This window comes from Candidatus Thiodiazotropha sp. LNASS1 (assembly GCF_964212655.1).
Taxonomy (GTDB): domain Bacteria; phylum Pseudomonadota; class Gammaproteobacteria; order Chromatiales; family Chromatiaceae; genus Thiodiazotropha.
On the sequence record NZ_OZ156465.1, the window covers coordinates 2,310,324 to 2,334,358 of the forward strand.

36 protein-coding genes and 1 pseudogene are annotated in these 24,035 nt (G+C 51.9%); 9 read left to right on the forward strand and 28 right to left on the reverse strand.

Annotation, left to right across the window (positions count from 1 at the left end; genetic code table 11):
* Positions 1 to 153 precede the first annotated feature (153 nt).
* Together AB8516_RS10130 and AB8516_RS10135 are read left to right on the forward strand one after the other, a co-directional pair.
* Positions 154 to 1,359: an SUMF1/EgtB/PvdO family nonheme iron enzyme gene (locus AB8516_RS10130; protein ID WP_369160352.1), complete on the forward strand. Its 1,206-nt coding sequence runs from the start codon at positions 154 to 156 to the stop codon at positions 1,357 to 1,359.
* Between the two features lie 157 nt (positions 1,360 to 1,516).
* On the forward strand, positions 1,517 to 1,753 hold the full coding sequence (locus tag AB8516_RS10135) for a hydrolase (protein ID WP_069122559.1): 237 nt from the start codon (positions 1,517 to 1,519) through the stop codon (positions 1,751 to 1,753).
* 12 nt (positions 1,754 to 1,765) lie between these two features.
* On the opposite strand, the gene nadC is transcribed toward AB8516_RS10135, so the two are convergent.
* From nadC to AB8516_RS10150, 3 genes are all read right to left on the reverse strand, one after another.
* On the reverse strand, positions 1,766 to 2,608 hold the full coding sequence (nadC, locus tag AB8516_RS10140) for a carboxylating nicotinate-nucleotide diphosphorylase (protein WP_369160354.1): 843 nt from the start codon (positions 2,606 to 2,608) through the stop codon (positions 1,766 to 1,768).
* Positions 2,605 to 2,952, reverse strand: a complete 348-nt coding sequence (locus AB8516_RS10145) for an FKBP-type peptidyl-prolyl cis-trans isomerase (protein ID WP_069122554.1) — start codon at positions 2,950 to 2,952, stop codon at positions 2,605 to 2,607. The genes nadC and AB8516_RS10145 overlap by 4 nt, the downstream gene beginning before the upstream one ends.
* A gap of 184 nt (positions 2,953 to 3,136) precedes the next feature.
* A complete protein-coding gene (locus tag AB8516_RS10150; RefSeq protein WP_369160356.1) occupies positions 3,137 to 5,476 on the reverse strand; it encodes a DUF1631 domain-containing protein in 2,340 nt (779 codons plus the stop codon).
* Positions 5,477 to 6,000: 524 nt separating this feature from the next.
* On the opposite strand from AB8516_RS10150, the pseudogene AB8516_RS10155 reads away from it, so the two are divergent.
* From AB8516_RS10155 to AB8516_RS10180, 6 genes and pseudogenes are all read left to right on the forward strand, one after another.
* A pseudogene (locus AB8516_RS10155) lies at positions 6,001 to 7,511 on the forward strand (DUF1538 domain-containing protein).
* Positions 7,512 to 7,516: 5 nt separating this feature from the next.
* A complete protein-coding gene (locus tag AB8516_RS10160) occupies positions 7,517 to 7,867 on the forward strand; it encodes a P-II family nitrogen regulator (protein ID WP_069122544.1) in 351 nt (116 codons plus the stop codon).
* Positions 7,864 to 8,277: a CBS domain-containing protein gene (locus AB8516_RS10165; RefSeq protein ID WP_108289053.1), complete on the forward strand. Its 414-nt coding sequence runs from the start codon at positions 7,864 to 7,866 to the stop codon at positions 8,275 to 8,277. The genes AB8516_RS10160 and AB8516_RS10165 overlap by 4 nt, the downstream gene beginning before the upstream one ends.
* Positions 8,274 to 8,828 carry a 1,6-anhydro-N-acetylmuramyl-L-alanine amidase AmpD gene (gene ampD / locus AB8516_RS10170; protein ID WP_369160359.1) on the forward strand — a complete coding sequence of 185 codons (555 nt, stop codon included), beginning with the start codon at positions 8,274 to 8,276 and terminating at the stop codon, positions 8,826 to 8,828. The genes AB8516_RS10165 and ampD overlap by 4 nt, the downstream gene beginning before the upstream one ends.
* 219 nt (positions 8,829 to 9,047) lie before the next feature.
* Positions 9,048 to 9,935 carry a regulatory signaling modulator protein AmpE gene (ampE, locus tag AB8516_RS10175; protein WP_369160361.1) on the forward strand — a complete coding sequence of 296 codons (888 nt, stop codon included), beginning with the start codon at positions 9,048 to 9,050 and terminating at the stop codon, positions 9,933 to 9,935.
* Positions 9,936 to 10,538 carry a histidine phosphatase family protein gene (locus AB8516_RS10180; protein WP_108289050.1) on the forward strand — a complete coding sequence of 201 codons (603 nt, stop codon included), beginning with the start codon at positions 9,936 to 9,938 and terminating at the stop codon, positions 10,536 to 10,538.
* Positions 10,539 to 10,818: 280 nt separating this feature from the next.
* On the opposite strand, the gene AB8516_RS10185 is transcribed toward AB8516_RS10180, so the two are convergent.
* On the reverse strand, positions 10,819 to 11,376 hold the full coding sequence (locus AB8516_RS10185) for a TrmH family RNA methyltransferase (RefSeq protein ID WP_108289049.1): 558 nt from the start codon (positions 11,374 to 11,376) through the stop codon (positions 10,819 to 10,821).
* A gap of 154 nt (positions 11,377 to 11,530) precedes the next feature.
* Here AB8516_RS10185 and AB8516_RS10190 point away from each other — a divergent pair, with 154 nt between their 5' ends.
* Positions 11,531 to 12,193: a cytochrome b/b6 domain-containing protein gene (locus AB8516_RS10190; protein WP_369160364.1), complete on the forward strand. Its 663-nt coding sequence runs from the start codon at positions 11,531 to 11,533 to the stop codon at positions 12,191 to 12,193.
* 110 nt (positions 12,194 to 12,303) lie between these two features.
* Here the strand turns inward: AB8516_RS10190 and rplQ are convergent, their stop codons facing one another.
* From rplQ to rplB, 24 genes are all read right to left on the reverse strand, one after another.
* The gene (gene rplQ / locus AB8516_RS10195) at positions 12,304 to 12,714 is read right to left on the reverse strand and encodes a 50S ribosomal protein L17 (RefSeq protein ID WP_108289047.1); all 411 of its coding nucleotides are present in this window, start codon (positions 12,712 to 12,714) and stop codon (positions 12,304 to 12,306) included.
* Between the two features lie 49 nt (positions 12,715 to 12,763).
* Positions 12,764 to 13,762 carry a DNA-directed RNA polymerase subunit alpha gene (gene rpoA / locus AB8516_RS10200; protein WP_069122523.1) on the reverse strand — a complete coding sequence of 333 codons (999 nt, stop codon included), beginning with the start codon at positions 13,760 to 13,762 and terminating at the stop codon, positions 12,764 to 12,766.
* A 20-nt stretch (positions 13,763 to 13,782) separates the two neighbouring features.
* A complete protein-coding gene (gene rpsD, locus AB8516_RS10205) occupies positions 13,783 to 14,403 on the reverse strand; it encodes a 30S ribosomal protein S4 (protein WP_108289046.1) in 621 nt (206 codons plus the stop codon).
* An 18-nt stretch (positions 14,404 to 14,421) separates the two neighbouring features.
* A complete protein-coding gene (rpsK, locus tag AB8516_RS10210) occupies positions 14,422 to 14,811 on the reverse strand; it encodes a 30S ribosomal protein S11 (RefSeq protein WP_069122517.1) in 390 nt (129 codons plus the stop codon).
* 34 nt (positions 14,812 to 14,845) lie between these two features.
* The gene (gene rpsM / locus AB8516_RS10215) at positions 14,846 to 15,202 is read right to left on the reverse strand and encodes a 30S ribosomal protein S13 (protein WP_069122514.1); all 357 of its coding nucleotides are present in this window, start codon (positions 15,200 to 15,202) and stop codon (positions 14,846 to 14,848) included.
* A gap of 107 nt (positions 15,203 to 15,309) precedes the next feature.
* Positions 15,310 to 15,423, reverse strand: a complete 114-nt coding sequence (rpmJ, locus tag AB8516_RS10220; RefSeq protein ID WP_071891793.1) for a 50S ribosomal protein L36 — start codon at positions 15,421 to 15,423, stop codon at positions 15,310 to 15,312.
* Between the two features lie 39 nt (positions 15,424 to 15,462).
* Positions 15,463 to 16,815 carry a preprotein translocase subunit SecY gene (gene secY, locus AB8516_RS10225; protein ID WP_108289045.1) on the reverse strand — a complete coding sequence of 451 codons (1,353 nt, stop codon included), beginning with the start codon at positions 16,813 to 16,815 and terminating at the stop codon, positions 15,463 to 15,465.
* Between the two features lie 2 nt (positions 16,816 to 16,817).
* Positions 16,818 to 17,249: a 50S ribosomal protein L15 gene (gene rplO, locus AB8516_RS10230; protein WP_369160369.1), complete on the reverse strand. Its 432-nt coding sequence runs from the start codon at positions 17,247 to 17,249 to the stop codon at positions 16,818 to 16,820.
* Between the two features lie 2 nt (positions 17,250 to 17,251).
* Complete coding sequence (gene rpmD, locus AB8516_RS10235; protein WP_069122506.1) at positions 17,252 to 17,440, reverse strand: 50S ribosomal protein L30; 189 nt, start codon at positions 17,438 to 17,440, stop codon at positions 17,252 to 17,254.
* A gap of 3 nt (positions 17,441 to 17,443) precedes the next feature.
* On the reverse strand, positions 17,444 to 17,950 hold the full coding sequence (rpsE, locus tag AB8516_RS10240; RefSeq protein ID WP_069122503.1) for a 30S ribosomal protein S5: 507 nt from the start codon (positions 17,948 to 17,950) through the stop codon (positions 17,444 to 17,446).
* Positions 17,951 to 17,962: 12 nt separating this feature from the next.
* Positions 17,963 to 18,319, reverse strand: a complete 357-nt coding sequence (rplR, locus tag AB8516_RS10245; RefSeq protein ID WP_108289043.1) for a 50S ribosomal protein L18 — start codon at positions 18,317 to 18,319, stop codon at positions 17,963 to 17,965.
* Positions 18,320 to 18,328: 9 nt separating this feature from the next.
* Positions 18,329 to 18,862 carry a 50S ribosomal protein L6 gene (gene rplF, locus AB8516_RS10250; protein ID WP_108289070.1) on the reverse strand — a complete coding sequence of 178 codons (534 nt, stop codon included), beginning with the start codon at positions 18,860 to 18,862 and terminating at the stop codon, positions 18,329 to 18,331.
* Between the two features lie 13 nt (positions 18,863 to 18,875).
* On the reverse strand, positions 18,876 to 19,271 hold the full coding sequence (rpsH, locus tag AB8516_RS10255; protein WP_369160373.1) for a 30S ribosomal protein S8: 396 nt from the start codon (positions 19,269 to 19,271) through the stop codon (positions 18,876 to 18,878).
* Positions 19,272 to 19,373: 102 nt separating this feature from the next.
* Positions 19,374 to 19,679, reverse strand: a complete 306-nt coding sequence (gene rpsN, locus AB8516_RS10260) for a 30S ribosomal protein S14 (RefSeq protein WP_108289041.1) — start codon at positions 19,677 to 19,679, stop codon at positions 19,374 to 19,376.
* 9 nt (positions 19,680 to 19,688) lie between these two features.
* Complete coding sequence (gene rplE / locus AB8516_RS10265; protein WP_069122484.1) at positions 19,689 to 20,228, reverse strand: 50S ribosomal protein L5; 540 nt, start codon at positions 20,226 to 20,228, stop codon at positions 19,689 to 19,691.
* A 13-nt stretch (positions 20,229 to 20,241) separates the two neighbouring features.
* Positions 20,242 to 20,562: a 50S ribosomal protein L24 gene (gene rplX, locus AB8516_RS10270; RefSeq protein ID WP_369160376.1), complete on the reverse strand. Its 321-nt coding sequence runs from the start codon at positions 20,560 to 20,562 to the stop codon at positions 20,242 to 20,244.
* A 10-nt stretch (positions 20,563 to 20,572) separates the two neighbouring features.
* Positions 20,573 to 20,941, reverse strand: coding sequence for a 50S ribosomal protein L14 (gene rplN, locus AB8516_RS10275; protein WP_069122475.1), 369 nt, complete (start codon positions 20,939 to 20,941; stop codon positions 20,573 to 20,575).
* A gap of 53 nt (positions 20,942 to 20,994) precedes the next feature.
* Positions 20,995 to 21,255 carry a 30S ribosomal protein S17 gene (gene rpsQ, locus AB8516_RS10280; protein ID WP_069122471.1) on the reverse strand — a complete coding sequence of 87 codons (261 nt, stop codon included), beginning with the start codon at positions 21,253 to 21,255 and terminating at the stop codon, positions 20,995 to 20,997.
* Positions 21,252 to 21,452, reverse strand: coding sequence for a 50S ribosomal protein L29 (rpmC, locus tag AB8516_RS10285; RefSeq protein WP_108289039.1), 201 nt, complete (start codon positions 21,450 to 21,452; stop codon positions 21,252 to 21,254). The genes rpsQ and rpmC overlap by 4 nt, the downstream gene beginning before the upstream one ends.
* On the reverse strand, positions 21,452 to 21,865 hold the full coding sequence (gene rplP / locus AB8516_RS10290) for a 50S ribosomal protein L16 (RefSeq protein WP_069122465.1): 414 nt from the start codon (positions 21,863 to 21,865) through the stop codon (positions 21,452 to 21,454). Before rplP ends, rpmC begins: the two co-directional genes overlap by 1 nt.
* Positions 21,866 to 21,868: 3 nt before the next feature.
* Positions 21,869 to 22,552: a 30S ribosomal protein S3 gene (gene rpsC / locus AB8516_RS10295; protein WP_069122463.1), complete on the reverse strand. Its 684-nt coding sequence runs from the start codon at positions 22,550 to 22,552 to the stop codon at positions 21,869 to 21,871.
* Positions 22,553 to 22,570: 18 nt separating this feature from the next.
* A complete protein-coding gene (rplV, locus tag AB8516_RS10300; protein WP_305782090.1) occupies positions 22,571 to 22,909 on the reverse strand; it encodes a 50S ribosomal protein L22 in 339 nt (112 codons plus the stop codon).
* Between the two features lie 8 nt (positions 22,910 to 22,917).
* Positions 22,918 to 23,187, reverse strand: a complete 270-nt coding sequence (rpsS, locus tag AB8516_RS10305; protein WP_108289038.1) for a 30S ribosomal protein S19 — start codon at positions 23,185 to 23,187, stop codon at positions 22,918 to 22,920.
* Between the two features lie 19 nt (positions 23,188 to 23,206).
* Positions 23,207 to 24,034, reverse strand: coding sequence for a 50S ribosomal protein L2 (gene rplB / locus AB8516_RS10310; protein WP_108289037.1), 828 nt, complete (start codon positions 24,032 to 24,034; stop codon positions 23,207 to 23,209).
* Position 24,035: the final 1 nt, after the last annotated feature.

Genomic DNA, 24,035 nt, shown 5'->3' on the forward strand with positions numbered 1-24,035 from the left:
AATGAGTTTATCCCCTATGACTAACCTCACCCTGCCGGGATCCGAAGCCTAGGGTGAGGCTTGACGTACTATAACCTGAGAACTGTCGGTAGACTTCCCCCCAATATATCCCTCCGTTAACATAGTCAGCTTTGTCGAACGGAAAAGGGTGATATGACCTCAACCACACTGCTTGGCCAACTGAGCAGTCTGCATGCATCGCAGATTGATCTATTGACGTCCATTCCAGCCGCAGATTGCGCCAGACAATTTCATCCACGACTTGCCTCACTCAACTGGTATTTCGGCCGTGGCGTCTATCTGGAACTGCTATGGCTCAGAGAGCGGTTGCAACACGATGACGACCTTTCCATGAGAGTTGAACAACTCTTTTCTCCGAATGCATTGACTCTGGAACAACAATGCAGCCGGTTGCCATCTGTTGATCACCTGATCAACTGGGGTTCGGAGATTCATGACGAACATCTGCGCAGACTAGCCACTCCATCTGCACTGCCCGATCATCCCTGGCTCCATCATGACAGACTCCCCTGGTTCCTGCTGCAAGAGCAGGCGAAACTCTATGAAGCCATGTTGATCCTTCTTAACCAGCGATCTCTCCAGGAACGGGATCAGGCATATCAATGCAAGGAACCGCTTGAACCCGGCATACCCAAGTGGGAAACCAGGGAGATTTCCCAGGGACACTATCGCATCGGCGCCCGGGATGAACCACGCGCTTACGATAATGAGCTGCCACCACAAGCCGTTGAACTCAGCAGTTTTCGGATAGCACTGACGCCGGTATCAAATGCGCAATATCTCAGTTTTATGCAGGCGGACGGTTATAACGATGATTCGCTGTGGATTAACGAAGGTTGGCAGTGGCTGAATCATCATGGTCACAGACACCCCGAATATTGGCGGCAGGATCATAGGGGTGGATGGTATGAAGTGGCTATCAACGGTATCTCTCACCTGCCGCCCAATGAACCGGTTACCGGTATCTCCCACTATGAGGCCCAAGCCTTCTGCAACTGGGTTGGCCGCCGTGAAAACGGTGAATTCTCAGGTGCCGTGATCCAGCATGAATATCAGTGGGAATTGGCAGTGCGCACGGGTGTTGTGAGCCAAATGGGGCGCGCCTGGGAGTGGTGCGGTAACAAATATCACCACTATCCCTCATTTCAACCCTTTCCCGATGACAGGGCTTCAACCCAGGCTGTAGGCGATAAACACTACTCTCTGCGGGGTGCCAGCTTACACACGCAACCCACGCTGCGTCGCGCCAGCTTCCGTCACTGGGCCTTGCCCTCTGACCACCACCAGTTCACAACCGTCCGGCTGGTCTTCCCGCCACGCCATCAATGGGCTTCATAGGCCTGCTATCACAAACCCTGTAGCCCCCCACCCTCGGGAACGGAATTCACCAATTCGACCACCCACCCCCTATTTAAGAACGAATCAATTAAAGAATCGGGAAAAACTGCCAACAAACGGATTAGAACGGCTGTATTTAAAGGAAGCTGCATCTATCATGGGTATCAATTCGATAACAGGACCGGCACTTCAGGGGATTCAAAAGGGATTCCAGGGGATGCGTCGTGTAGCATCGGAGATCGCCAGCACCCAGCAGACCAATCAAGCCAAACCGACTGATCTCTCCCGTGCCATGGTTGAACTGCAACAACATGCCAACCATACCAAGGCGCAAGTGAAAACCCTGAAAACCGCCAATGAACTGATCGGCACACTGATCGATGAGCGCGTATAGAAACAGGGTTGTTTAGTCTATAAACAACATCGAGAGATCAACTGCCCTGACATCCTTGGTCAAGGCTCCGACAGAGATATCATCCACGCCCGTTTCGGCAATCGAGCGTATTGTCTCGAGGTTAACGCCGCCGGAAGCCTCAAGCCTTGCCTGTCCGGCATTCATCGCCACCGCCTCACGCAACATCTTCAGCCCAAAGTTATCCAACAGTATCCTTTTGGCTCCGGCGGACAACGCCTCATCAAGCTGAGCCAAGGATTCCACCTCCACTTCGATCTCCACCCCGTCGGTTGCGATCTGGTTAGCCCGTTTCAGTGCGGCCCCAATCGATCCGGCAATTTGCACATGATTCTCTTTAAGGAGGATGGCGTCATACAGACCAATACGGTGATTCCGGCCGCCACCACAGGCCACCGCATATTTCTGCTGCACCCTAAGGCCGGGAATGGTCTTTCGGGTGTCGAGTATGGTCACACCCGTTCCCTCCACTGCCTCCACATAGCGACGTGTCACCGTTGCGGTTGCCGATAGGGTCTGTAGATAATTGAGTGCCGTCCGTTCACCGCTCAACAATGATCTATTGTTACCCTGCAACCTGCAAAGCAACGAGCCGGGAGTGACAGAGTCTCCATCTGCAACCCGCCAATCGAGTTCAATGCTACCATCCAATTGACCGAAGACTTGATTCACCCAGGCAACACCACATATCACGGCATGTTGTCGGCAGATAATGTGTGCTCGCGCTAGAACGTGCTCATCCAGCAACTCGGCAGTCAAATCGCCAGTGCCAAGATCCTCCGACAATGCCTGTCCAACCTGTTCATTGATCAGGTTGAGGGGCGGCAGCCTGCTCATCCCTCGACGGAAAGTAGTTCAACATCGAATACCAATGTGGCATTCGGAGGGATCACGCCACCGGCTCCCTGAGCGCCATACCCCAATTGCGGTGGAATTGTCAGCCTTCTTTTGCCACCCACCTTCATGCCGGCAACCCCCTCATCCCATCCGGCAATCACCATGCCCTTGCCTAAAGTAAAATCAAAGGGTTGGTTACGATCCAGGGAGGAGTCGAATTTTTCTCCATCGAGCAGCCAGCCGGTATAGTGTACCGAGACCCGATTACCGGATATTGCAATATCCCCTGTCCCCTTGTTCAGATCTTCAAACTTCAGCCCGGAATCTGTGATTTTTTCACTCATGATCAACCCTGTCCTCTTAACGGTGCAATAAAACAGTTAACTGACCGTGTACGGTCGATTGGAATTTCTTATCAGCTGCTTATGCATGGCGTCAAGCCATCGCTTTGTGTGGTATGTGGCGCCTGATAGGGATAAATCTGCTTCTTTAACAGGCTAGGGCCTGTTAACACTCATCCAATCGGCCCTAGGCTGATGCAGAGGTTGAAGTTGTTTTCTTCAAAGCATCGAGCATTGCATCCAGGGCTCGATCCATGATCGGCTTGGCTGAAAGTTCCACCTTTTTCGCCGTGCCTTCACGCAAACGCTTGGCCAGGCCGAAGGTGGTGAGTTCCATGGCTTTCATGCCTTTACGGTTAACGAAGATATAGGTATCTGTAACATTGCTTTTCCACGACAATTTGACCCGAACCTTACTGCTTCCATCAATGATTTCAAGCCATTCACCGGTTTCCAGATCAACCGCCTGCTGAGTGAAATCATCATTCTCACTGATCGCTTCTTCAGCCATTTCATGCAGCTGGCTGTTGGGATCAGCCACAAGTTTGCTATCCGGAAAATGGATCTCATACTGGTTAACCGGCATCGTTCCAGCGGTATGTATCTGACTGCTGTCTCCGCCACGCAAGACGCCGATATGGCAGTTTTGCAACTCTTTAAACAACTTGGCCATTTTATGTTGATCAAATGAGATGCTATTCAGCCGTTCGCGGATATTTCTCAACAGTTCAGGGATACCGCGCAGTAATTGCTGCCTTTCCCCATATTCGGACTTGGGTTGTACACTCCACAACAGCCTGTCAACGATTTCCAATGCCTCGCTCCAGCCTTTACTCTCCGATCCTTCACGCAGGTAGATAAGTAACAGTACATCTTTCCAGCCGTCCTCAAGAATAGACATCACCGCCTCGGGAATGACATTTTGAGTGCGTAACCGCTTGTTTAGCTCTTCAGAAACGATCTGCTTGGCTGATTTGAGCTGCTCTTTTCCCTTGGTTATCTGATTGGTGCGCTGCTCCGCAATCTGTGCGCCTCGCTGCTCCTTCTGCCACCAACTCGAGAAATCCTCTTCCAACTCCGCAAACAGACCGGGATCGTCGTGGAACTCGTTCAAAACCCTTTTTACTACCTGCTCGATCTTTTTATACAGGGTGTCGTTGGCACGATCACCTGTATCATTCCAGCCAACAGCTGCCTGAGCCAGGCTGTTGAGTAAACGCCTTGCGGGATGAACCTTCTGACTGAAAAAAGTCTTGTCGATGATCGCCACTTTCAGCATGGGTATCTGCAGACGACTGATCAGTGCCTTCATGGCATCGGGCAGGCTGTAATCATCGAGGATAAACTCGAAGATCATGGAGATGACATCGATAGTATCGTTGTCCGCATCCCCAAGAGAGCGTACGACCTGACCATCTCTGGCGATCTGCAGATCAGTGACCAATTGAGCCCGCATCTCATCGGGTGTCAGGGGCTGATTGACTCGACGCCCTTGTGGCAGCATCACCACATTCGACTGCTGGATAGCTGAGAGCGCACCCAGGAGTTCACCTGTATCGACAACTGGAACATTGCCGGCCGGTGGGGTAAGCATCAGACTGGATGCCAACAGACTGCTTCCACCGGCACTTGCACGTCTGAGGTTGAGCAGTTGCTGCAGGTTTGAAAACAACTCAGCCTGGATCACCTCTTCCGTTGCGGCTGTTGCGGTGGATGCGGGTGCGGATGAACTCATATAGGATGAGTCACTTGCCATGTAGCTTTCGCCCCCATCACCACGCAAGCTTGGGGAAACCGGATTGCGGCGGACCTTTGGTGTCAGCTTGGGTATGACACCGGCACGGCCCAAGAGCAGATTGATCTCATCATACAGGCCACCGATATAGTGCATCACGTGGCGGTCAAACAACTTGTAGACAACCAATTTGACCGGCAGCTCAACTGGAACACCCGCCATCGAGATCTGGAATGCGTTACAGATGACACCCGGCGCCAGTGGGGTGTGTTGGGCCATAGTCTCATCGACAGATCCACCCCCGATCAGGTAGCCGAAACGTTGACTCATGGCGTAGAGTTCGCGAGTGTAGCGGCTCTCGGATTTGCTGACCATATTAGTGACGGCTAATGAGTCTTCCAGATCCTCATCATCCACCAGCGACATTTCCGATTCCAGACTCAGTTCATCGAGGGTCGGTTGTTGGATCGTTATTTCGCCCGTTTGCCAGTAACTATCGTAGGCCCGCAGGACTTCCTGGTTAAACCTGCGATCGATACCTGACCGCTGCTTGCGGAGCTCTCGCATGGAGTCGAAATAGATATTCTGCAGGGCGTTGCTCTCGGATTTGTTGGCCATTTCATAGAGAGCATCATCGAGATTCTCGAATAGGCCGCTCATCAATTTTGGTAACGTTTTACCTACGAGATTGCGACACTCAGACGCAATCCTACGTCCGTTCACGTCAAGAGTGATTTTTTTTCGACGGGGCACAGCTGAGCCGAATGTAATAATGTTGTCTTGCCTTCGCATCTATTGCCACTTGAAGGTATCCATCAATATCCAAAAAGATGCCGACCGGTCCCTGATACCCGCATCTAGCCTAAGGCTATGTTACTTCACGGATATCGTTTGAGAATAACCTCACATTAAGCGCCTTTCAGCGATAAGAAATGAAGCTAAATACCCAGGGCACAAAGGGAAAATTAGCACCAAACGCACGTATAATCAATGAGTTCTACAAAAAACCAATCATATGGTCGTAATACCAGCCGGCACCATCCCAGCTGAGTGCCTCATACTTTTGCGAAATTAATTCCGATTCGCCATTCTTCCACCCATCGATGAAGAGAAAATCTCGCCCGACTTGGCAGGTGGATAGATACCTATGGGCGTTTTTTCCATCAAAACGGATCGACCCGATCTCCAATATAGGGTAATTTGAGGAATAGAAGCTGACGTGAATCTAAGGTATCGTTCAATGATTGCGGAATAGCTCCAAAAGGCCTGTCCCAAAGAAGAGCAATAAACGACCTGAAACAGCCCCACCTCCATCGATGCGCCTACTCAAACGCCTATTCTCTTCCCTCGCCGACAGCATCCGTGATCTGCTGCCGATTGTACTGGTCATCACCTTTTTTCAGTTGGTGGTCCTGCAGCAGCCAATACCCAATCTCGGCACCATCCTCATAGGATCGGTGCTGGTCCTGCTGGGCCTGACCCTGTTTATCGAGGGCTTGAATCTTGGCCTATTTCCAATCGGCGAAGGCATGGCATGGGATTTTGCAAGGAAGGGCAGCCTGACCTGGCTGCTGCTGTTCGCTTTCGCCCTCGGATTCGGTACAACGGTGGCTGAGCCCGCATTGATCAAAATCGCCCAGGAGGCAGCCAATGTGGCCGCTGTCGGCGGTATGATCGAAAATACAGCCCATGCACAAGAGGAGTATGCCCAAGGATTACGCTACACCGTAGCGATATCCGTCGGATTCGCAATTGTGTTCGGCGTAGTGCGTATCGTTAAGGGCTGGCCCGTGGAGTATCTGATCATTGGCGGTTATCTTGGTGTTGTATTAATGACAGCTATAGCACCAAAAGAAATTATTGGTATTGCATATGACTCAGGTGGGGTCACCACATCCACAGTCACCGTTCCCCTGGTTACCGCCCTTGGCGTAGGACTCGCCTCCAGCATCAAGGGCCGCAATCCAATGACCGATGGATTCGGCCTGATCGCCTTTGCCTCTCTGACCCCGATGATCTTCGTCATGGGATATGGATTACTGCTATGAACGAAGCCTTGCAGCACTTCTTCGCAGTGATGATAGGCACGATCCTCGATGTCCTGCCGATCGCCGGTATCCTTATTGGCTTCCAGTTCCTGGTTCTGCGCAGACCGATAAAAAACCCTAAAGAGGTCCTGTTTGGCTTTCTTCTGGTTCTGTTTGGCCTGGTATTTTTCCTGGAGGGGCTGGATCTGGCCCTCTTCCCACTGGGCGAGTTGATGGCGAATCAGCTCACCTCCCCTGAAATACTCAATATTCCCACTACGGCCGGTACCGTTCAATGGCACCACTACTTCTGGGTCTATCTGTTTGCGGCCAGCATCGGCTTCTCCACCACCATTGCAGAACCCTCCCTGATTGCTGTCGCCATCAAGGCGAATCAAGTCTCTGCAGGCGCCATCAGTCAGTGGGGATTACGCATTGCGGTCGCCATCGGCGCTGCGGTCGGTGTCTCCCTGGGTTGCTACCGGATAATTTCCGGCACGCCTTTACACTGGTACATCATGGTGGGTTATGTGGTGGTGATTGTGCAGACAGTCTATGCCCCCCGTTCGATCATCGCCCTGGCTTACGATTCCGGAGGGGTAACCACTTCCACTGTCACGGTTCCACTAGTTGCGGCTCTTGGACTTGGACTATCGAGTAATATACCGGGACGCAATCCTGTGATGGACGGCTTTGGCCTCATCGCCTTTACCTGCCTTTTTCCGATCATGTCAGTCATGGCCTACGCTCAGCTGAGCGAATGGCGTTCGAAAAGAAAGACAGATGATACAACGAGGTAAATCTCATGCACTTCAAACTCATCATCGCCCTGGTAGAAGACACTACAACCGAAAAGGTTCTTGAGGCTGCCCGATCCGCAGGAGCCACAGGCTCCACAGTCATCAATCATGCGCGTGGCGAGGGCGTCAACCAGTCAAAGACATTTCTCGGTTTGACCCTTGATACTCAACGGGATGTATTGTTGCTGCTGGTCGAGGAGCATCTCAGTCGTACCATTCTGGAGACAATATCAAAAGCCGGCCAGTTTGATGAAGAACCGGGAAATGGCATCGCCTTTCAACTAGACATCGAAGATGCGGTCGGCGTCAGCCACCAGATCCAGACACTCACACAAGTTATCGAGGAGGAGTTATGAACGATCGACAACTAATCAGGGTTCGGGATGTCATGAAAACCGACTTTGACATGGTCGACGGGATGGATACCGTACTAATGGCACTTGAACGCATGATCCATATAGAGACCAAATCGTTGATTGTCAAAAAACGCAATGACGACGACGAGTATGGATTGGTGATGCTTTCCGATATTGCCCGCCAGGTACTGGCCAAGGACCGGGCGCCGGAGCGGGTCAATATTTATGAAATCATGACCAAGCCTGCATTGACCGTCTCTTCAAGTATGGACATTCGCTACTGCGCAAGAATCTTCAGCCGCTTTGACCTTTCCAGAGCGCCTGTCGTGGACAACCGCGAAATCGTGGGTATCGTCAGCTATACCGATATGGTGTTGAAAGGGCTCAAAACCAAATCGGAACTGAGTTGATCCAATCTGAAGACATTCTACTGGATTGCGCTGAGTTTCACCCATCGGAAAACATGGATGACCGACCTCCTGAAACTGAGGTCGACCTGCTTGTCATTCACAGTATCAGCCTGCCTCCCGGCGAGTTTGGAGGGGGCTGGATCGATGATCTGTTCATGAACAAACTCGATGTTACGGCAGACCCATATTTTACCGAAATAAAAGCACTCAAGGTCTCTTGTCACCTACTCATCCAGCGCACAGGCAAAATAACGCAATATGTCCCCTTGAACCGGCGGGCGTGGCATGCCGGGGAATCTCATTATTGCGGTCGGAACTGCTGCAATGATTTCTCCATCGGCATCGAACTTGAAGGCTCGGACGAGATACCCTTCACAGATGATCAATACCAGGCCCTGCAGCAAGTCACCAGAGAAGTCATGCACCACTATCCTGCGATCACCCACGATCGTATAACAAGCCATGCCGCCATTGCGCCGGGGCGTAAAACAGATCCCGGGCCGATGTTCGACTGGCCACGCTATTTAGACTCGATATCAGCACCGGAGTGACCCTCCCTGCCGTCATATAATGAGAATCCTGCTTCCGGGGAAGATCCAACCATTGCCTGGTGATGGCGATGTATGCTTCGCTGGGCATGTCCCTGTCGAGGCATAACATCGATAAGGGAGCCAACTTGTAAGGGTTGAATCCCATACAAAGTTGCATAACATGCCTCAAACCTCAGGATATGTATTGAAACTTATCTTCGATTATCTGACACTTGCCCGATGACTCTGACGATCATTTTAATCTGCCTGATAGCAGAACGTTTTCTACTCGGTTACAGCGAATTGCGTAACAATGGCTGGTTGACTACCTATTACCAGTGGTTTGACCGGCACCAGCTACCCCAACGGATGAGGCAGGGTGTCATCGGGGTACTGCTGTTGATACTGCCACCCGTGCTTGCGCTGTCAATATTGCAACATCTGTTTGAAGATGCCCTGTTCGGATTGCTCTGGTTCGCACTCTCGGTGGCAATTCTGCTCTACTGTCTGGGTCCCAATGACCTGGACTCGCAAGTCAACCGCTATATCGAGGCCGTCGATAGTGATGAGGATAACGAAATCAGGGCCACTGCCGCCGCGCTTCTCAAGGATGAACCGCCAACCAGCGAACCGGCACGCTCTCAAGCGGTGGCCGAAGGCGTGCTGGCCCAGGCAAACCAAAGTCTGTTTTCAGTACTCTTTTGGTTCATACTGTTGGGTCCAATCGGCTCGATGGCCTATCGCATCGCCACCTGGCTGCCGACAATGGAGCAGGCCAATCAAGATCCCGATTTCCACCTCAACAGCAAACAGTTGGTCACAATCCTTGATTGGATTCCTGCTAGATTAACCGCTTTCTGTTACGCCATCGCAGGCAGTTTCGAGGACGCCCTTTACGGCTGGCGCAGCTACCACGAAAACCGATTCAGCGAATTCGCCGACAGCAACAGCGGAACCCTGATCTGTACCGGCGGCGGTGCCATGCGGCTCTCGACGCTGATCAACGAAGCGAATGAGGGAATGCAATCCTTCAGCTTTCTTGCCAAAGCCGCCATGGCCCTCGTCTGGAGATCGCTTGTTGTCTATCTGGTGATAGTCGCACTTCTCACATTCAGCGGACTGGTTTAGGTGGCTGACAGGGTCACCAGGATCGATCTGTTGCGCCATGGAGAACCTGTCGGCGGGAGGCGCTATCGGGGACAGATTGATGATCCCTTGAGTGACCGCGGATGGGAACAGATGTGGCAAGCCGTTTCCGGTGGACGCCCCTGGCAGGCCATTGTCAGTTCACCCCTGCGTCGTTGCAGCGAATTTGCCACTGCCCTGGGACGTGAACTCAAGATTGCCGTAGAGCTTGATGAACGGCTGAAAGAGGTTGGTTTCGGCGACTGGGAAGGCCAAACGGGTGACCAGCTCCGCATGCGTGACCAGGCAATCCTGTCACGCTTTTACCACGACCCAATTCAAAACCGGCCTCAACAGGCCGAGGATTTGAATCATTTTAATGAACGGGTTCTTGACGCCTACAGCAACGCCTGTGAGCGTTTTCTGGGCCAGCATCTGCTGCTTGTGGCCCATGCGGGCGTGATTCGCTCGATTATCAACCACACCCTGCAAGCCCCCCTCAATTCCATGTACCGGCTTTCCATTGCCACCGCAAGCCTTACGCGTATCAGGATAGACAGCGAGCGCCCCCCCACGCTGATCTTCATGGGCAGGTCCCGTCTTTAATTGCAAACGAATGTGAACTAATTCACGCTTTTTTTAAGCCTTTCTTAAGCTAACTCAGTTATATATCACATAAAACTGACTGTATCTGATCTATGGTTGGCGTAACTGGCTCAGTGCAGTTCAAACATAATAAGAGGAGAAATCAAATGACATGGTTACTACTCGCGTCACTGACTGTCATTGTTGTGTCCGTGTTAACGATGAAATCTATAGAATTCCCTGATCGATAGATTTTAGCTATATCGCTGGTCGGCATGTGTCCCAATCGGGAAAACCCGGGTCACACTGGACTCTGATGCTGGCGCACATACTCGTACATAACGATAGATGCCGCCACCGAGACATTCAGACTCTCCACCTGCCCGAATTGAGGAATGGACACCGACAGGATATCCGGGTAGTCCTCCTCATTGAAGCTGTGACCCCACTCCTCATGGCCCAGAACAAAGGCAATCCTGCTATCCATACTGAAATTGGTTAGTATGCGCTTACACCCCCCTTCCAGCTTTACAATCTGGTATCCACGTTTAGTAAGTTCCCGATAACTTTGATCGAAGCTGTCGAAAAAAAGCGCCGGTACCTTTTTAAATGCCCCTTTCCCTGGCGCAGGATCAAAAGGACCAATATTCACCAAGTGAACTTCGTGCGCGCCGAAAGCCTCGGCACTGCGAAAGATCTTCGCCACGTTGAACCCGGCCTTCATCTGATCCAGTACCAGGATAAACTGATGTACACCGGGCTTCGCCAACAGGTTTCTCTGGCGCTGCTTGGTGTACCGCAGCATTGCCTGATCCCGCTCAACTCTGCGTTCTTTTTTGCTTTTTCTCTCTCTGATCATAATAAATCCGGGTGGTCGTTGATTTGACAACAGCCTGCCGGGATACATCCAATCGGCACAAAGACCATGACAATTGTCCAGGCTATTCTCGTTCCGTTGTTGGATTATGCATGCTGTAATACCACCACGAAAGTGAGTAGGCGGGTGATTGAATATGCAGGTAACTAATGTCAGCCGGGTCCTGGTCTGGAGCAGTAGACTCAGACTCGCCCACTGGATTCTCGGGCTCTCCTGCATCGGGTTGCTGATCACCGGTTGGCTCATGAACAATACACCCCTGATGGCACAAAGCGCTGCCGAGATTCACTTTATGCTCAGCGGCCTGTTTCTGCCAGCACTGCTGTTGAGAATTTACCTGCTCCTATTTGGTAAAGGCAGCGAACACCTCTCCTCCTGTGAGCCGGACCTGCATCGTCTGTCGCAAGCATGGTTAGTGTTGAAGTTTTATTTAACTCTCGGTAAAGCACCCTTACCCAAATGGTACAGCCACAACCCGCTTTGGGGACCTGCCTACCTGGCACTCCACTTTTTCATGCTTTTGATTGCTGCCAGCGGTCTGTTTCTGCTCAAGGGTATCTCGATGATTGGCGGGTTGAGTCTCAACGATCTGCATCACTTGAGTTACCTGGTGATAGCAACTTTTACCCTGCTCCACATCATTGCGGTTTTCAGCCATGATCTTGCTGGCAAGGGTTCGGACATATCTGGCATGATTAATGGGCAACGTATCTTTGAAACAGATAACCCCCGGCACGACGACAACATTGGAACCCAGAGCATTGCACTTGAGGAACTGATGAAAAGTTTGAAACGCTGACCTTGCTCCGGTTTCTAGTATTCAATACCTGGTTAATCTGCATTATGACGCGCATAAAAAAACCCACATCAATAGATGTGGGTTTTCAGAGCCTGATTAGTTGCTCTGGCTTAGGCTTCTTCAGCCTCAGTTTCGTCTTCGCTGTCCTGAGGCTCTTCAGGCAGCGGGCGGTCAACCAGCTCCACATAAGCCATAGGCGCCTGATCGCCGGGGCGATAACCACACTTCATGATGCGTAGGTAACCTCCTGGGCGTTCCTGATAACGAGGACCCAGTTCAGCGAACAGCTTTCCAACTGCAGCCTTGTCCCGCAGCCGGGTGAAGGCTAGGCGGCGCTTTGCCACACTGTCCGTCTTGGAGAGAGTGATAAGCGGCTCGGCGACACGTCGCAACTCTTTTGCCTTGGGCAGGGTTGTCTTGATCATTTCATGATTGATCAGAGAGACGGTCATGTTTCTGAACATGGCATTGCGGTGGCTGCTGTTACGATTTAGCTGCCGTCCTGATTTGCGATGGCGCATGATTCGACTTCCACAAATTCAAAAGTTAATAAATAGTCAGTGCAACTGCTTAGTGAGTCAGCTGCTCTTCGATGTTTTCCGGTGGCCAATGCTCAAGGCGCATACCCAGCGAAAGTCCGCGGCGGGCAAGTACGTCCTTTATCTCGGTCAGTGATTTCTTGCCGAGATTCGGGGTTTTCAACAATTCCACCTCAGTGCGCTGGATGAGATCGCCAATAAGGAAGATATTTTCCGCCTTCAGACAGTTTGCAGAGCGTACCGTCAGTTCGAGATCATCCACGGGACGCAGCAGTATGGGATCGATTGCCGGCTCTTCGGGCTCGGATACCGATTCTGCGGCTTCAGCTTCCAGATCGACAAACACGGAGAGCTGATCACGCAATATGCTGGCGGAGCGTCTGATAGCCTCTTCCGGATCGATTGTACCGTTTGTCTCCAGTTCTATGACAAGACGGTCAAGGCCTGTATTCTGCTCGACACGGGCCGCTTCGACACTGTACGCCACTTCTCTTATCGGGCTGAATGATGCATCCACCTGCAACATGCCGATCGGACGCTCATCCCCTGCGCTACCCGCGCGGGCAGCCGCCGGATGGTAACCACGTCCGCGGCGTACATTCAGCGTCATGTTGATTTCACCTGACTTCGTCAGGTTGGCGATAACCAGATCCGGGTTGGCAATCTCCACATCGTGATCCAGAGTGATATCGCTGGCAAGCACTTGTCCCGGACCCTTCTTCTGCAATTTCAGGGTCGCCTCATCGCGTGCATGCATAATGATCGCAACCTGCTTGAGATTAAGCAGCACATCAAGCACATCTTCCTGAATACCTTCCATCGTGGTGTATTCGTGAAGTACATCGGCGATCTCCACTTCAGTGATCGCGCTGCCAGGCATCGATGAGAGCAGGATGCGCCTTAATGCATTCCCCAAGGTGTGGCCAAAGCCCCGCTCCAACGGCTCAAGGGTCACTTTCGCACGTGTAGCCGTGAGGGGCTGAACGTTTACTATCCGGGGCTTGAGAAATTCCGTAACGCTATCGATCATGTATATTCCCTCGTCAAGGCTTACTTGGAGTAGAGCTCGACGACCAGTTGTTCATTAATCTCTGCTGACAAATCTGATCGATCCGGTACACGTTTCAGCTTGCCTTTCATCGCTTTCGGATCAACTTCAACCCAATCGACAAAACCATACTGCCCTTGCAGTTCGAGTGCCCCCTGAATCCTGAGCTGTTTCTTTGCCTTTTCCCGGATAGAGACTTCATCTTCCGCTGTAACTTTGAATGAGGGTACGTTAACTACCTTGCCATTGACCTCTATCGCCTTATGGCTCACAAGTTGACGCGCTTCAGCTCGGGTAGAGCCAAAACCCATTCGATAGACAATGTTGTCGAGACGTGTCTCAAGCAGTTGCAGCAGGTTCTCACCGGTTGCGCCTTTACTCTGCGCAGCAGTTTTGTAGTAGTTGCGGAACTGCTTTTCCATTATGCCGTAGATACGACGCACCTTCTGCTTCTCGCGCAGCTGCAAACCGTAATCGGATACCCGACGACGGCGATCTCCCATCTGCCCGGGCACCTTCTCCATATTGCATTTGGAATCGAGTGAACGCACGCGGCTCTTCAGGAAAAGATCAGTACCTTCCCTGCGGCTTAGCTTACACTTGGGTCCGATGTACCTTGCCATTTTCAGTAACTCCAGTAATTAGACGCGGCGCTTCTTGGGAGGACGGCAGCCATTGTGTGGAATGGGCGTAACATCAGAGATGCTCGTGATCTTGAATCCCGCATTGTTCAGGGAACGCACAGCGGATTCGCGGCCAGGCCCGGGGCCTTTCACGTTCACATCAAGATTTTTGACGCCATACTCCTTGACCATCTGTCCGACGCGATCAGCAGCCACCTGGGCCGCAAACGGGGTGCTCTTTCTAGAACCGCGGAATCCCGATCCACCAGCGGTGGCCCAAGCCAGCGCATTGCCCTGGCGGTCACTAATGGTAATGATTGTGTTGTTGAAAGAGGCATGTATATGCGCGATCCCATCGGTCACACTCTTCTTTACCTTTTTCTTACCACGGATACTAGGTTTAGCCATCTTCTGCACCTACAGATTCATAAATATGGTTTGTTTAACGCTTGATCGGGCGACGTGGCCCTTTGCGTGTCCTGGCATTGGTACGGGTACGCTGGCCACGGAGCGGTAGTCCGCGACGATGGCGTATCCCACGATTGCAGCCGAGGTCCATCAGACGTTTGATATTCATGGAGATTTCACGACGGAGATCGCCTTCGACGGTGTAGCGCGCAACGATTGTACGTATGCTCTCCACCTGGTCCTCACTGAGTTCCTGGATCTTGACGTTCGGTTCTATACCGGCCTCTTTACAAATATCGCCCGCACGAGAACGCCCGATACCGTATATCGATGTCAGTGCAATGACCGCATGTTTTCGGTCTGGAATGTTGACCCCTGCAATTCGAGCCATCTCTAAATCTCCTGAACAAACCCCTGGCACTCTGCCAAAGGGAAACGCGCAATATTACTCTACACAACCGCTTGCATCAAGCGGATGTGGCACTAATTTTGCCCTGATTAACCCTGACGCTGCTTATGACGCCCTTCTTTACAGATCACTCTGACGACGCCATTCCGGCGTACAATTTTGCAATTTCGGCAGATCTTTTTTACCGATGCACGCACTTTCATGATTCAGACTCCAAATATTTAAAACTGTAGCGCTCGACGCTAGCGTAACAATCCCGCACCGCCGCCCTTCAGATTGGCCTTTTTCATCAGCCCATCGTATTGATGCGACATCATGTGCGCCTGTATCTGCGCCATGAAATCCATAACCACCACGACAATAATCAGCAATGATGTACCACCAAAATAGAAGGGGACATTCCAGCCCACGATCAGGAACTCAGGCAGCAAACAGACCAGGGTGATGTAGATCGCACCCCAAAAGGTCAATTTACTCATCACACCGTCGATGTACTTGGCCGTTTGTTCCCCCGGACGGATACCGGGTATGAACGCACCTGATCGCTTCAGATTGTCGGCGGTCTCCCGTGAATTGAAGACCAACGCAGTGTAGAAAAAACAGAAAAAGATTATCGCCGCTGCGTAGGCCATTACATATACCGGCTCACCTGGAGACAGCTTGGCGAATATATCCTGTATCCAGCGTGTGCCCTCAGTATTACCGAACCACTGCCCGAGTGTTGCCGGAAAGAGGATGATACTGGACGCAAAGATCGGCGGAATTACACCTGCCATATTCAATTTCAACGGCAGATGCGTGCTTTGCGCGGCCAGCATTTTTCTGCCCTGCTGACGTTTGGCATAATTGATTGTAATCCTGCGCTGCCCCCGTTCAACGAAGACAACGAAGGCGGTTACAGCAATCGCCAATACAAAAAGGAAAAGGATCGTCAGCGCATTAAGTTCACCGGTACGGGCAAGTTCCAGCGTACCACCGATAGCGGATGGAAGACCTGCAACGATACCGGCAAAGATGATTAGCGAAATACCGTTGCCAATGCCACGCTCGGTGATCTGCTCACCCAGCCACATCAGGAACATGGTGCCTGTTACCAGCGATACGGCAGCAGTAACGACAAAACCCATACCCTGGTGGATAACGATGGTTTCGCCGCCGACGGTCTGGCTCTGCAACGCTATCGAAATACCCACGGCTTGGAAAGTCGCCAAAACGACCGTGCCGTAACGGGTATATTGGGTTATCTTTCTACGCCCCGACTCACCCTCTTTTTTCAACTGTTCCAAAGATGGAATGACTGCAGACATCAGCTGCATGATAATCGACGCGGATATATAGGGCATGATGCCTAGCGCGAACAGGCTGGCACGTTCCAGGGCACCCCCGGAAAACATGTTGAACATGTCCAGAATTGATCCCTGGGCCTGTTCAAAAAGAGCTGCCAATGCTACCGGATTGACACCAGGCACAGGTATAAAGGTACCGATGCGGAACACCAACAGCGCACCTGCGACAAACAACAGCCGTTGACGAAGCTCCGTCAATCGGCCCATGCTGCCAAGCGCACCCATCATTTGTGTTCCCTGATTGGCCATGATTACTCGACCTTGCCACCAGCCGCTTCGATTGCTGCCTTAGCGCCCTTGGTCACAGCAATACCTTTCACGGTAACGGCACGATCAATATTGCCCGAAGCGAAGATCTTCGCTCTTTTTATCGATCGTGTGACCAGGTTTGCCTTTTTCAGGGCGTCAAGATCGATCACTTCTGCATCGACCTTCGCCAACTCGCCTAGACGTACCTCAGCCGCTGCCAAAGAGACACGCGAAGTGAAACCAACCTTCGGCAGGCGTCTTTGCAGTGGCATCTGGCCACCTTCAAATCCAACCTTGTGATAGCCGCCGGAGCGTGATTTCTGTCCTTTGTGGCCACGACCACAGGTCTTACCAAATCCACTGCCGATACCTCGCCCGACCCGTTTACGGGCGGTCTTGCTGCCAGCGGCAGGTTGTAGTGTATTCAAGCGCATCTTCAGGCCTCCACAACCTTGACCATATAGTTGACTTTATTCACCATGCCTCGTGTTGCTGGAGTATCCTCCACTTCTACGATCTGGTGCATACGTCGTAATCCCAACCCGGCGACACACGCTTTATGGCTTGCCAATCTGCCACTTGTGCTGCGCACCAGAGTCACACGCATCATTTTTTTCTTAGCCATGACCTACCCCAGGATATCCTCGACGCTCTTGCCGCGCTTCAGAGCAGCGGACTCGGCATCTGTCATCTCTTGCAAGCCGTTGATGGTCGCCCGAACAACGTTCATTGGATTGTTCGTCCCGATACACTTCGCCAGTACATTCTGTACACCCAGCACTTCAAAAACGGCACGCATCGCACCGCCGGCGATAATGCCGGTACCGTCAGAGGCTGGCTGCATATGTACCTTTGCAGCACCATGTCTGCCTGTAACGGGATATTGCAAGGTAGAACCGCTGAGGCGAACCGATACCATGTTCTTGCGTGCCGTCTCCATGGCCTTTTGAATTGCCACCGGAACTTCACGCGCCTTGCCGGTACCGAAACCGACTCGTCCTTTGCCATCACCGACAACAGTCAGTGCGGAGAATCCGAACTGACGGCCGCCTTTAACTACTTTTGCCACCCGGTTTACATTGACCAGCTTTTCAAGAAACTCGTCGCCCTCAGGCTTTGCATTGAAATTAGCCATAATCCAGAACCTTTAAAATTGAAGACCGGCTTCACGCGCCGCTTCTGCGAGTGCTTTGACCCGCCCATGGTAACGAAAACCTGAGCGGTCGAAGGCCACATTCTCTACACCGGCGGATTTAGCCCGCTCAGCGATATATTTACCGACGATCTTTGCCGCATCGACATTACCGCAGGCACCCTCGATCTCACCCCGAATCGCTTTATCGAGTGTCGAGGCGCTGGCAAGCACATTGCCGCCATCCGGGCTGATCACCTGAGCATAGATATGTCGGGGCGTGCGATGAATAGAGAGACGATGCGCGCCAAGCTCCTGAATCTTTGCCCGAGTACGACGTCCACGACGTATGCGTGATATTTTCTTTTCCATCGTTCTACCCTATTTCTTCTTGGCTTCTTTACGCGCCACATATTCGTCTACATAACGTACGCCCTTGCCTTTGTAAGGCTCCGGCGGACGAAAAGCGCGAATTTCCGCTGCCACCTGACCGACACGCTGTTTGTTGCTTCCACTGACGACTATTTCAGTGGCCGAGGGTGTCGCAATACTGATACCCTCAGGAACCGGATAGTCAATGGGATGCGAGAAACCCAGATTGAGGTTGAGTGATTTACCACCGGCTTGGGCACGGTAACCGACGCCAACTAATTGTAATTTCTTCTCAAATCCCTGACTGACACCGGTCACCATATTGTTGACCAGCGCCCGCATGGTGCCAGCCATGGCCCAGGTTGCCTTGTTCTCGCTCTTCGGCGCTACCTTAAGGGAGTTTTCCTCTTCGGAAACATCTATCGATGGGTGTATCTCCATCGCCATTTCACCCTTGGGTCCCTTGACACTGAGCGACTGCTCACTCTTTTTGACCGTAACACCGGATGGAAGTGTAATCGGGCTCTTAGCTACACGTGACATCTCATCATCCCCCTTACGCAACGTAGGCGATGACTTCACCGCCCTGACCCGTCTCCCGGGCAGCACGGTCGGACATCACACCTTTTGAGGTGGAGATAATCGCCACACCCAGACCACCACGCACCTTGGGCAGTTCATCCTTGCCCTTGTAGACACGCAGCCCGGGCCGACTGACTCGCTTGATCAAATCGATAACAGGGCGACCTTGATAGTAGCGCAGCTCCAAAACCAGCGTCGGTTTCTTGGATTCGCTATTGATTGAGACTTCCTGAAGAAAACCTTCATTTTTCAGAAGGTTAGCAATTGAGAGCTTAAGCTTTGAGGAGGGCAGCTCTACAGTCGTCTTCTTGGCTGCCTGGCCATTACGGATGCGTGTAAGCATATCCGCGATGGGATCTGACATACTCATAATGAGCTCCTGTGGTCAGTCCGCCTTTGTGGCGCGATACCGAAACATAAAATAACAAAACGGGCCAGCAGCTGACCCGAGTAAAGGCGCGCAATTATACGCTTACCAACTGGCTTTAACAAGCCCCGGAACATCGCCGCGCATCGCGGCTTCGCGCAGTTTATTTCTGCAGAGTCCGAATTTGCGATAGACACCGTGTGGCCGACCTGTCACCCGACAGCGGTTCTGCTTGCGGGATGGACTTGCATCCCGAGGCAGCTTCTGCAGTTTCAGCGTCGCCTCTTCGATCTGCTCGAATGTGCTGTTTGGATTCTTGATAACCGCCTTCAGGGCACTACGCTTGGCAGCATATTGGGAGGCGATTCGGGCACGCTTGTTTTCGCGTGCGATCATGCTCTTTTTTGCCATATTCCGGACTCAGTTCTTAAAAGGAAATTTGAAGGCTTCCAGCAACGCACGACCCTCTTCATCGGTCTTCGCCGTAGTGGTAATGGTGATATCCAAGCCACGAATAGCGTCGATCTTGTCGTAATCGATCTCTGGAAACATGATTTGCTCTTTAACGCCCATGGAGTAGTTCCCACGGCCGTCGAATGACTTGCCGTTCAGGCCACGGAAATCCCGAATTCTGGGTATCGCTATGTTGATCAGGCGATCGAGAAATTCGTACATCCGCTCACGGCGCAGGGTCACCTTACAACCGATCGGCCATCCTTCACGCACCTTGAAACCGGCGATGGATTTGCGGGCATGGGTAATGACCGCTTTTTGACCCGCGATTTTTTCCATATCACCGACCGCGTTTTCCAGGACTTTCTTATCGCCGATCGCCTCGCCCACTCCCATATTCAGAGTGATCTTGGTGATCTTGGGAACCTGCATGACGCTGCCGAACTGAAACTTGTCCATCAACTCCTGGACAATGGTTTCACTATATTGTTGCTGTAATCTTGCCATGTCTGATCACGCCTCAGATGTCGACGACTTCTTGATTCGATTTGAAGATTCGAACCTTCTTGCCATCTTCAAGAATTTTAAAGCCGACCCGGTCACCCTTATCGGTTGCCGGATTGTAGAGGGCCACGTTGGAAATGTGTAAAGGCATCTCTTTATCAAGTATGCCGCCAGGCTCTCCGCGATTTGGATTGGGCTTGGTGTGTTTTTTTGCCATATTGACATTTTCAACAACCAGCCTGTCGTCCTGCAGCATTCTGACTACAGTACCGCGTTTGCCTCTGTCTTTTCCGCTGATGACGATTACCTCGTCGCCCTTTTTAATCTTGCTTGCCATTGATGCCGCCTCACAAAACTTCTGGTGCGAGCGAAATGATCTTCATAAATCGCTCACTCCTTAATTCACGGGTCACGGGGCCAAAGATACGCGTACCTATGGGCTGCAGTGCGTTGTTCAACAGCACGGCAGCGTTGGTGTCGAAACGGATCACTGATCCGTCCGGACGACGAACGCCCTTCTTGGTTCTGACTACAACCGCATTGTAGACATCACCTTTTTTCACTTTACCTCTAGGTATGGCATCTTTGACACTGACTTTTACGATATCTCCGATCCCTGCATAGCGGCGATGAGAACCACCCAGCACCTTTATGCACTGAACCTGCTTCGCGCCACTGTTGTCAGCAACACTGAGGTTGGTCTGCATCTGAATCATGGTATTGCCCTAATTCCAAATAGTTTCGATTGGACGCACTCTGAGAACAGCTCTCAGCCGGCACGCTCCAGCACTTTAACCAAACGCCAAGTTTTGGTTTTCGACAGTGGACGACACTGTTCCACCATCACGGTATCGCCTTTCTGGCACTCATTCGCTTCGTCATGCGCATGTACCTTTGTCGAACGGCGCATGAATTTCCCATAAACCGGATGCTTTACACGGCGTTCGACGGATACAGTGATCGATTTATCCATCGCGCTACTGACAACCTGTCCAATCAGCGTCCGGTTTGTTGCCTGCTGTTCACTCATGATGCCTCACCCGACTTCTGTTCATTCATAAGAGTCTTTACACGTGCTATATCCTTGCGAACTTCCCTCATGCGCGACGGCTTGGCCAACTGGCCTGTGCCCCGCTGCATACGCAGATTAAACTGCTCTTTCAGAAGCTCTTCGAGCGTAGTTGTCAGCTCTTGTTGGGACTTCTCTCTTAACTCTGATGCTTTCATTACATTACCGTCCGCTTCACGAATGTGGTCGAAACAGGCAACTTGGCAGAAGCAAGCGCGAATGCCTCGCGGGCCAGCTCTTCGGAAATACCTTCAATCTCATAGAGCATGCGGCCGGGTTGAATCTGAGCAACCCAGTACTCAACGTTGCCTTTACCTTTACCTTGGCGAACTTCCAGAGGCTTCTTAGTGATCGGCTTGTCCGGAAAGATTCGGATCCAGATTTTTCCACCACGCTTTACATGCCTGGTAATAGCACGACGAGCAGCCTCGATCTGTCTTGCGGTAATACGGCCCCGTCCGGTTGATTTAAGTCCGTATTCACCAAAAGAGACATCGCTGCCTTTGATCGCCAATCCGCGATTGCGCCCTTTATGCTGTTTGCGAAATTTTGTCCGTTTAGGTTGCAACATTGCTTACGACCTCTTACCCGACGAGGTAGTCTTGGTTTCTACTTCAACTTCCTCATTATCACCGTAGACTTCACCTTTGAAGACCCATACCTTGACACCGATGATACCGTAGGTTGTATTCGCTTCAGCAAAACCGTAATCGATATCCGCACGCAGCGTATGCAATGGTACACGCCCCTCCCGATACCATTCGGAACGTGCAATTTCAGCACCGTTGAGCCGTCCACTGATATGGACCTTGATACCCTCTGCACCGAGACGCATGGCATTCTGTACAGCCCGCTTCATAGCACGCCTGAACATGACACGTCTTTCCAGCTGCTGCGCAATACTCTCGCCGACCAACTGAGCGTCAAGTTCCGGCTTGCGGATCTCCTCGATACTCATGTGTACGGGAATCCCCATCATGCCGGACACTTCGGATCTCAAGGCATCGATGTCCTCGCCCTTTTTGCCAATTACCAGTCCGGGCCGTGCCGTGTGGACGGTAATGTGGGCATTATTCGCCGGACGATCGATCTGTATTCGACTGACTGACGCCTGTGACAGCTTCTTTTTCAAAAAATCTCTGACTACGAGATCATTGTTCAACAGATCCGCGTAGTGCTTGGAATCCGCGTACCACTTGGAAGTCCAGTCTTTTACAATGCCAAGACGTATCCCGGTTGGATGTACTTTTTGACCCATTTCGGCCTCTCTTGCCTGTTACTTTTCCGCCACAGTCACATTGATGTGACTAGTGCGTTTGAGAATCCTGGTTGCACGTCCTTTGGCACGTGCGCGAATACGCTTCATGGTCGGCCCTTCATCGACACTGACGGCTGCCACCTTCAATTCATCGATGTCCGCACCATCATTGTGCTCTGCATTGGCGATCGCCGATTCAAGCACCTTTTTTACCAGCCCGGCACCCTTCTTCTTACTGAACGACAGAATATCAAGGGCCTGCTCAACCGGAAGGCCGCGAATCTGATCGGCGATCAGTCGCCCTTTCTGAGCCGAAATCCGGGCATGACGCAATTTTGCTGTAGTCTGCATCGTCACTTCCTCTACTAGGACTTCTTATCAGCGGCGTGGCCACGATAAGTGCGGGTCAGTGCAAACTCACCCAGCTTGTGTCCGACCATGTTCTCCGATACCAACACCGGGACATGCTGCTTGCCGTTGTATACAGCGATCGTCAGTCCCACCATCTCCGGCGCCACGAGAGATCTGCGTGACCAGGTCTTGATGGGACGTTTGTTGTTCTGGGCTACCGCCTCATCCACCTTCTTCATCAAATGGTGGTCAATGAATGGGCCTTTTCTGATTGAACGTGGCACGACTCTAACCCCTAATCAATTATTTACGGTTTCTACGGCGCACAATCATCTTGTTTGTGCGTTTGTTGGTACGGGTTTTATACCCCTTGGTTGGCACACCCCATGGCGATACCGGATGACGGCCGCCCGAGGTACGACCTTCACCACCACCATGCGGATGATCAACAGGGTTCATGACAACACCACGCACAGTCGGGCGTATACCCTTCCAACGTGTGGCTCCCGCCTTGCCTAATGAGCGTAGCGTGTGCTCGGAGTTTGAAACCTCACCGATAACTGCTCGGCAATCAGCGGGGACCTTGCGCATTTCACCAGAGCGGAGACGCAGGGTGGCATACTCGCCTTCCCGTGCCACCAATTGCACCGATGCACCGGCGGAACGTGCAAGCTGGGCACCCTTGCCTGGTTTCATCTCGATACAATGCACCACGGAACCCATCGGCATGTTCCTCAACGGCAGGCAGTTACCCACCTTGATCGCCACACCCGACCCTGATTCGACCTGGTCACCCACATGCAGGTTGCTGGGCGCAATGATGTAGGCGCGTTCACCGTCTGCATAACGGATCAGTGCAATATGCGCGGTCCGATTCGGATCATATTCAAGGCGTTCAACTGTTGCCGGAATACCTTCCTTGTTACGCTTGAAATCGATGATGCGGTAGCGCTGTTTATGTCCACCGCCACGATGACGCGTAGTTATACGACCGTTATTGTTACGCCCGCCGGTTTTACTCTTTTTTGCCACCAATGGACCATAGGGCGCACCCTTATGGAGCTCATCGTTGACGACCTTGACCACAAATCTGCGGCCTGCGGAGGTCGGTTTTGATTTAACGACTGCCATA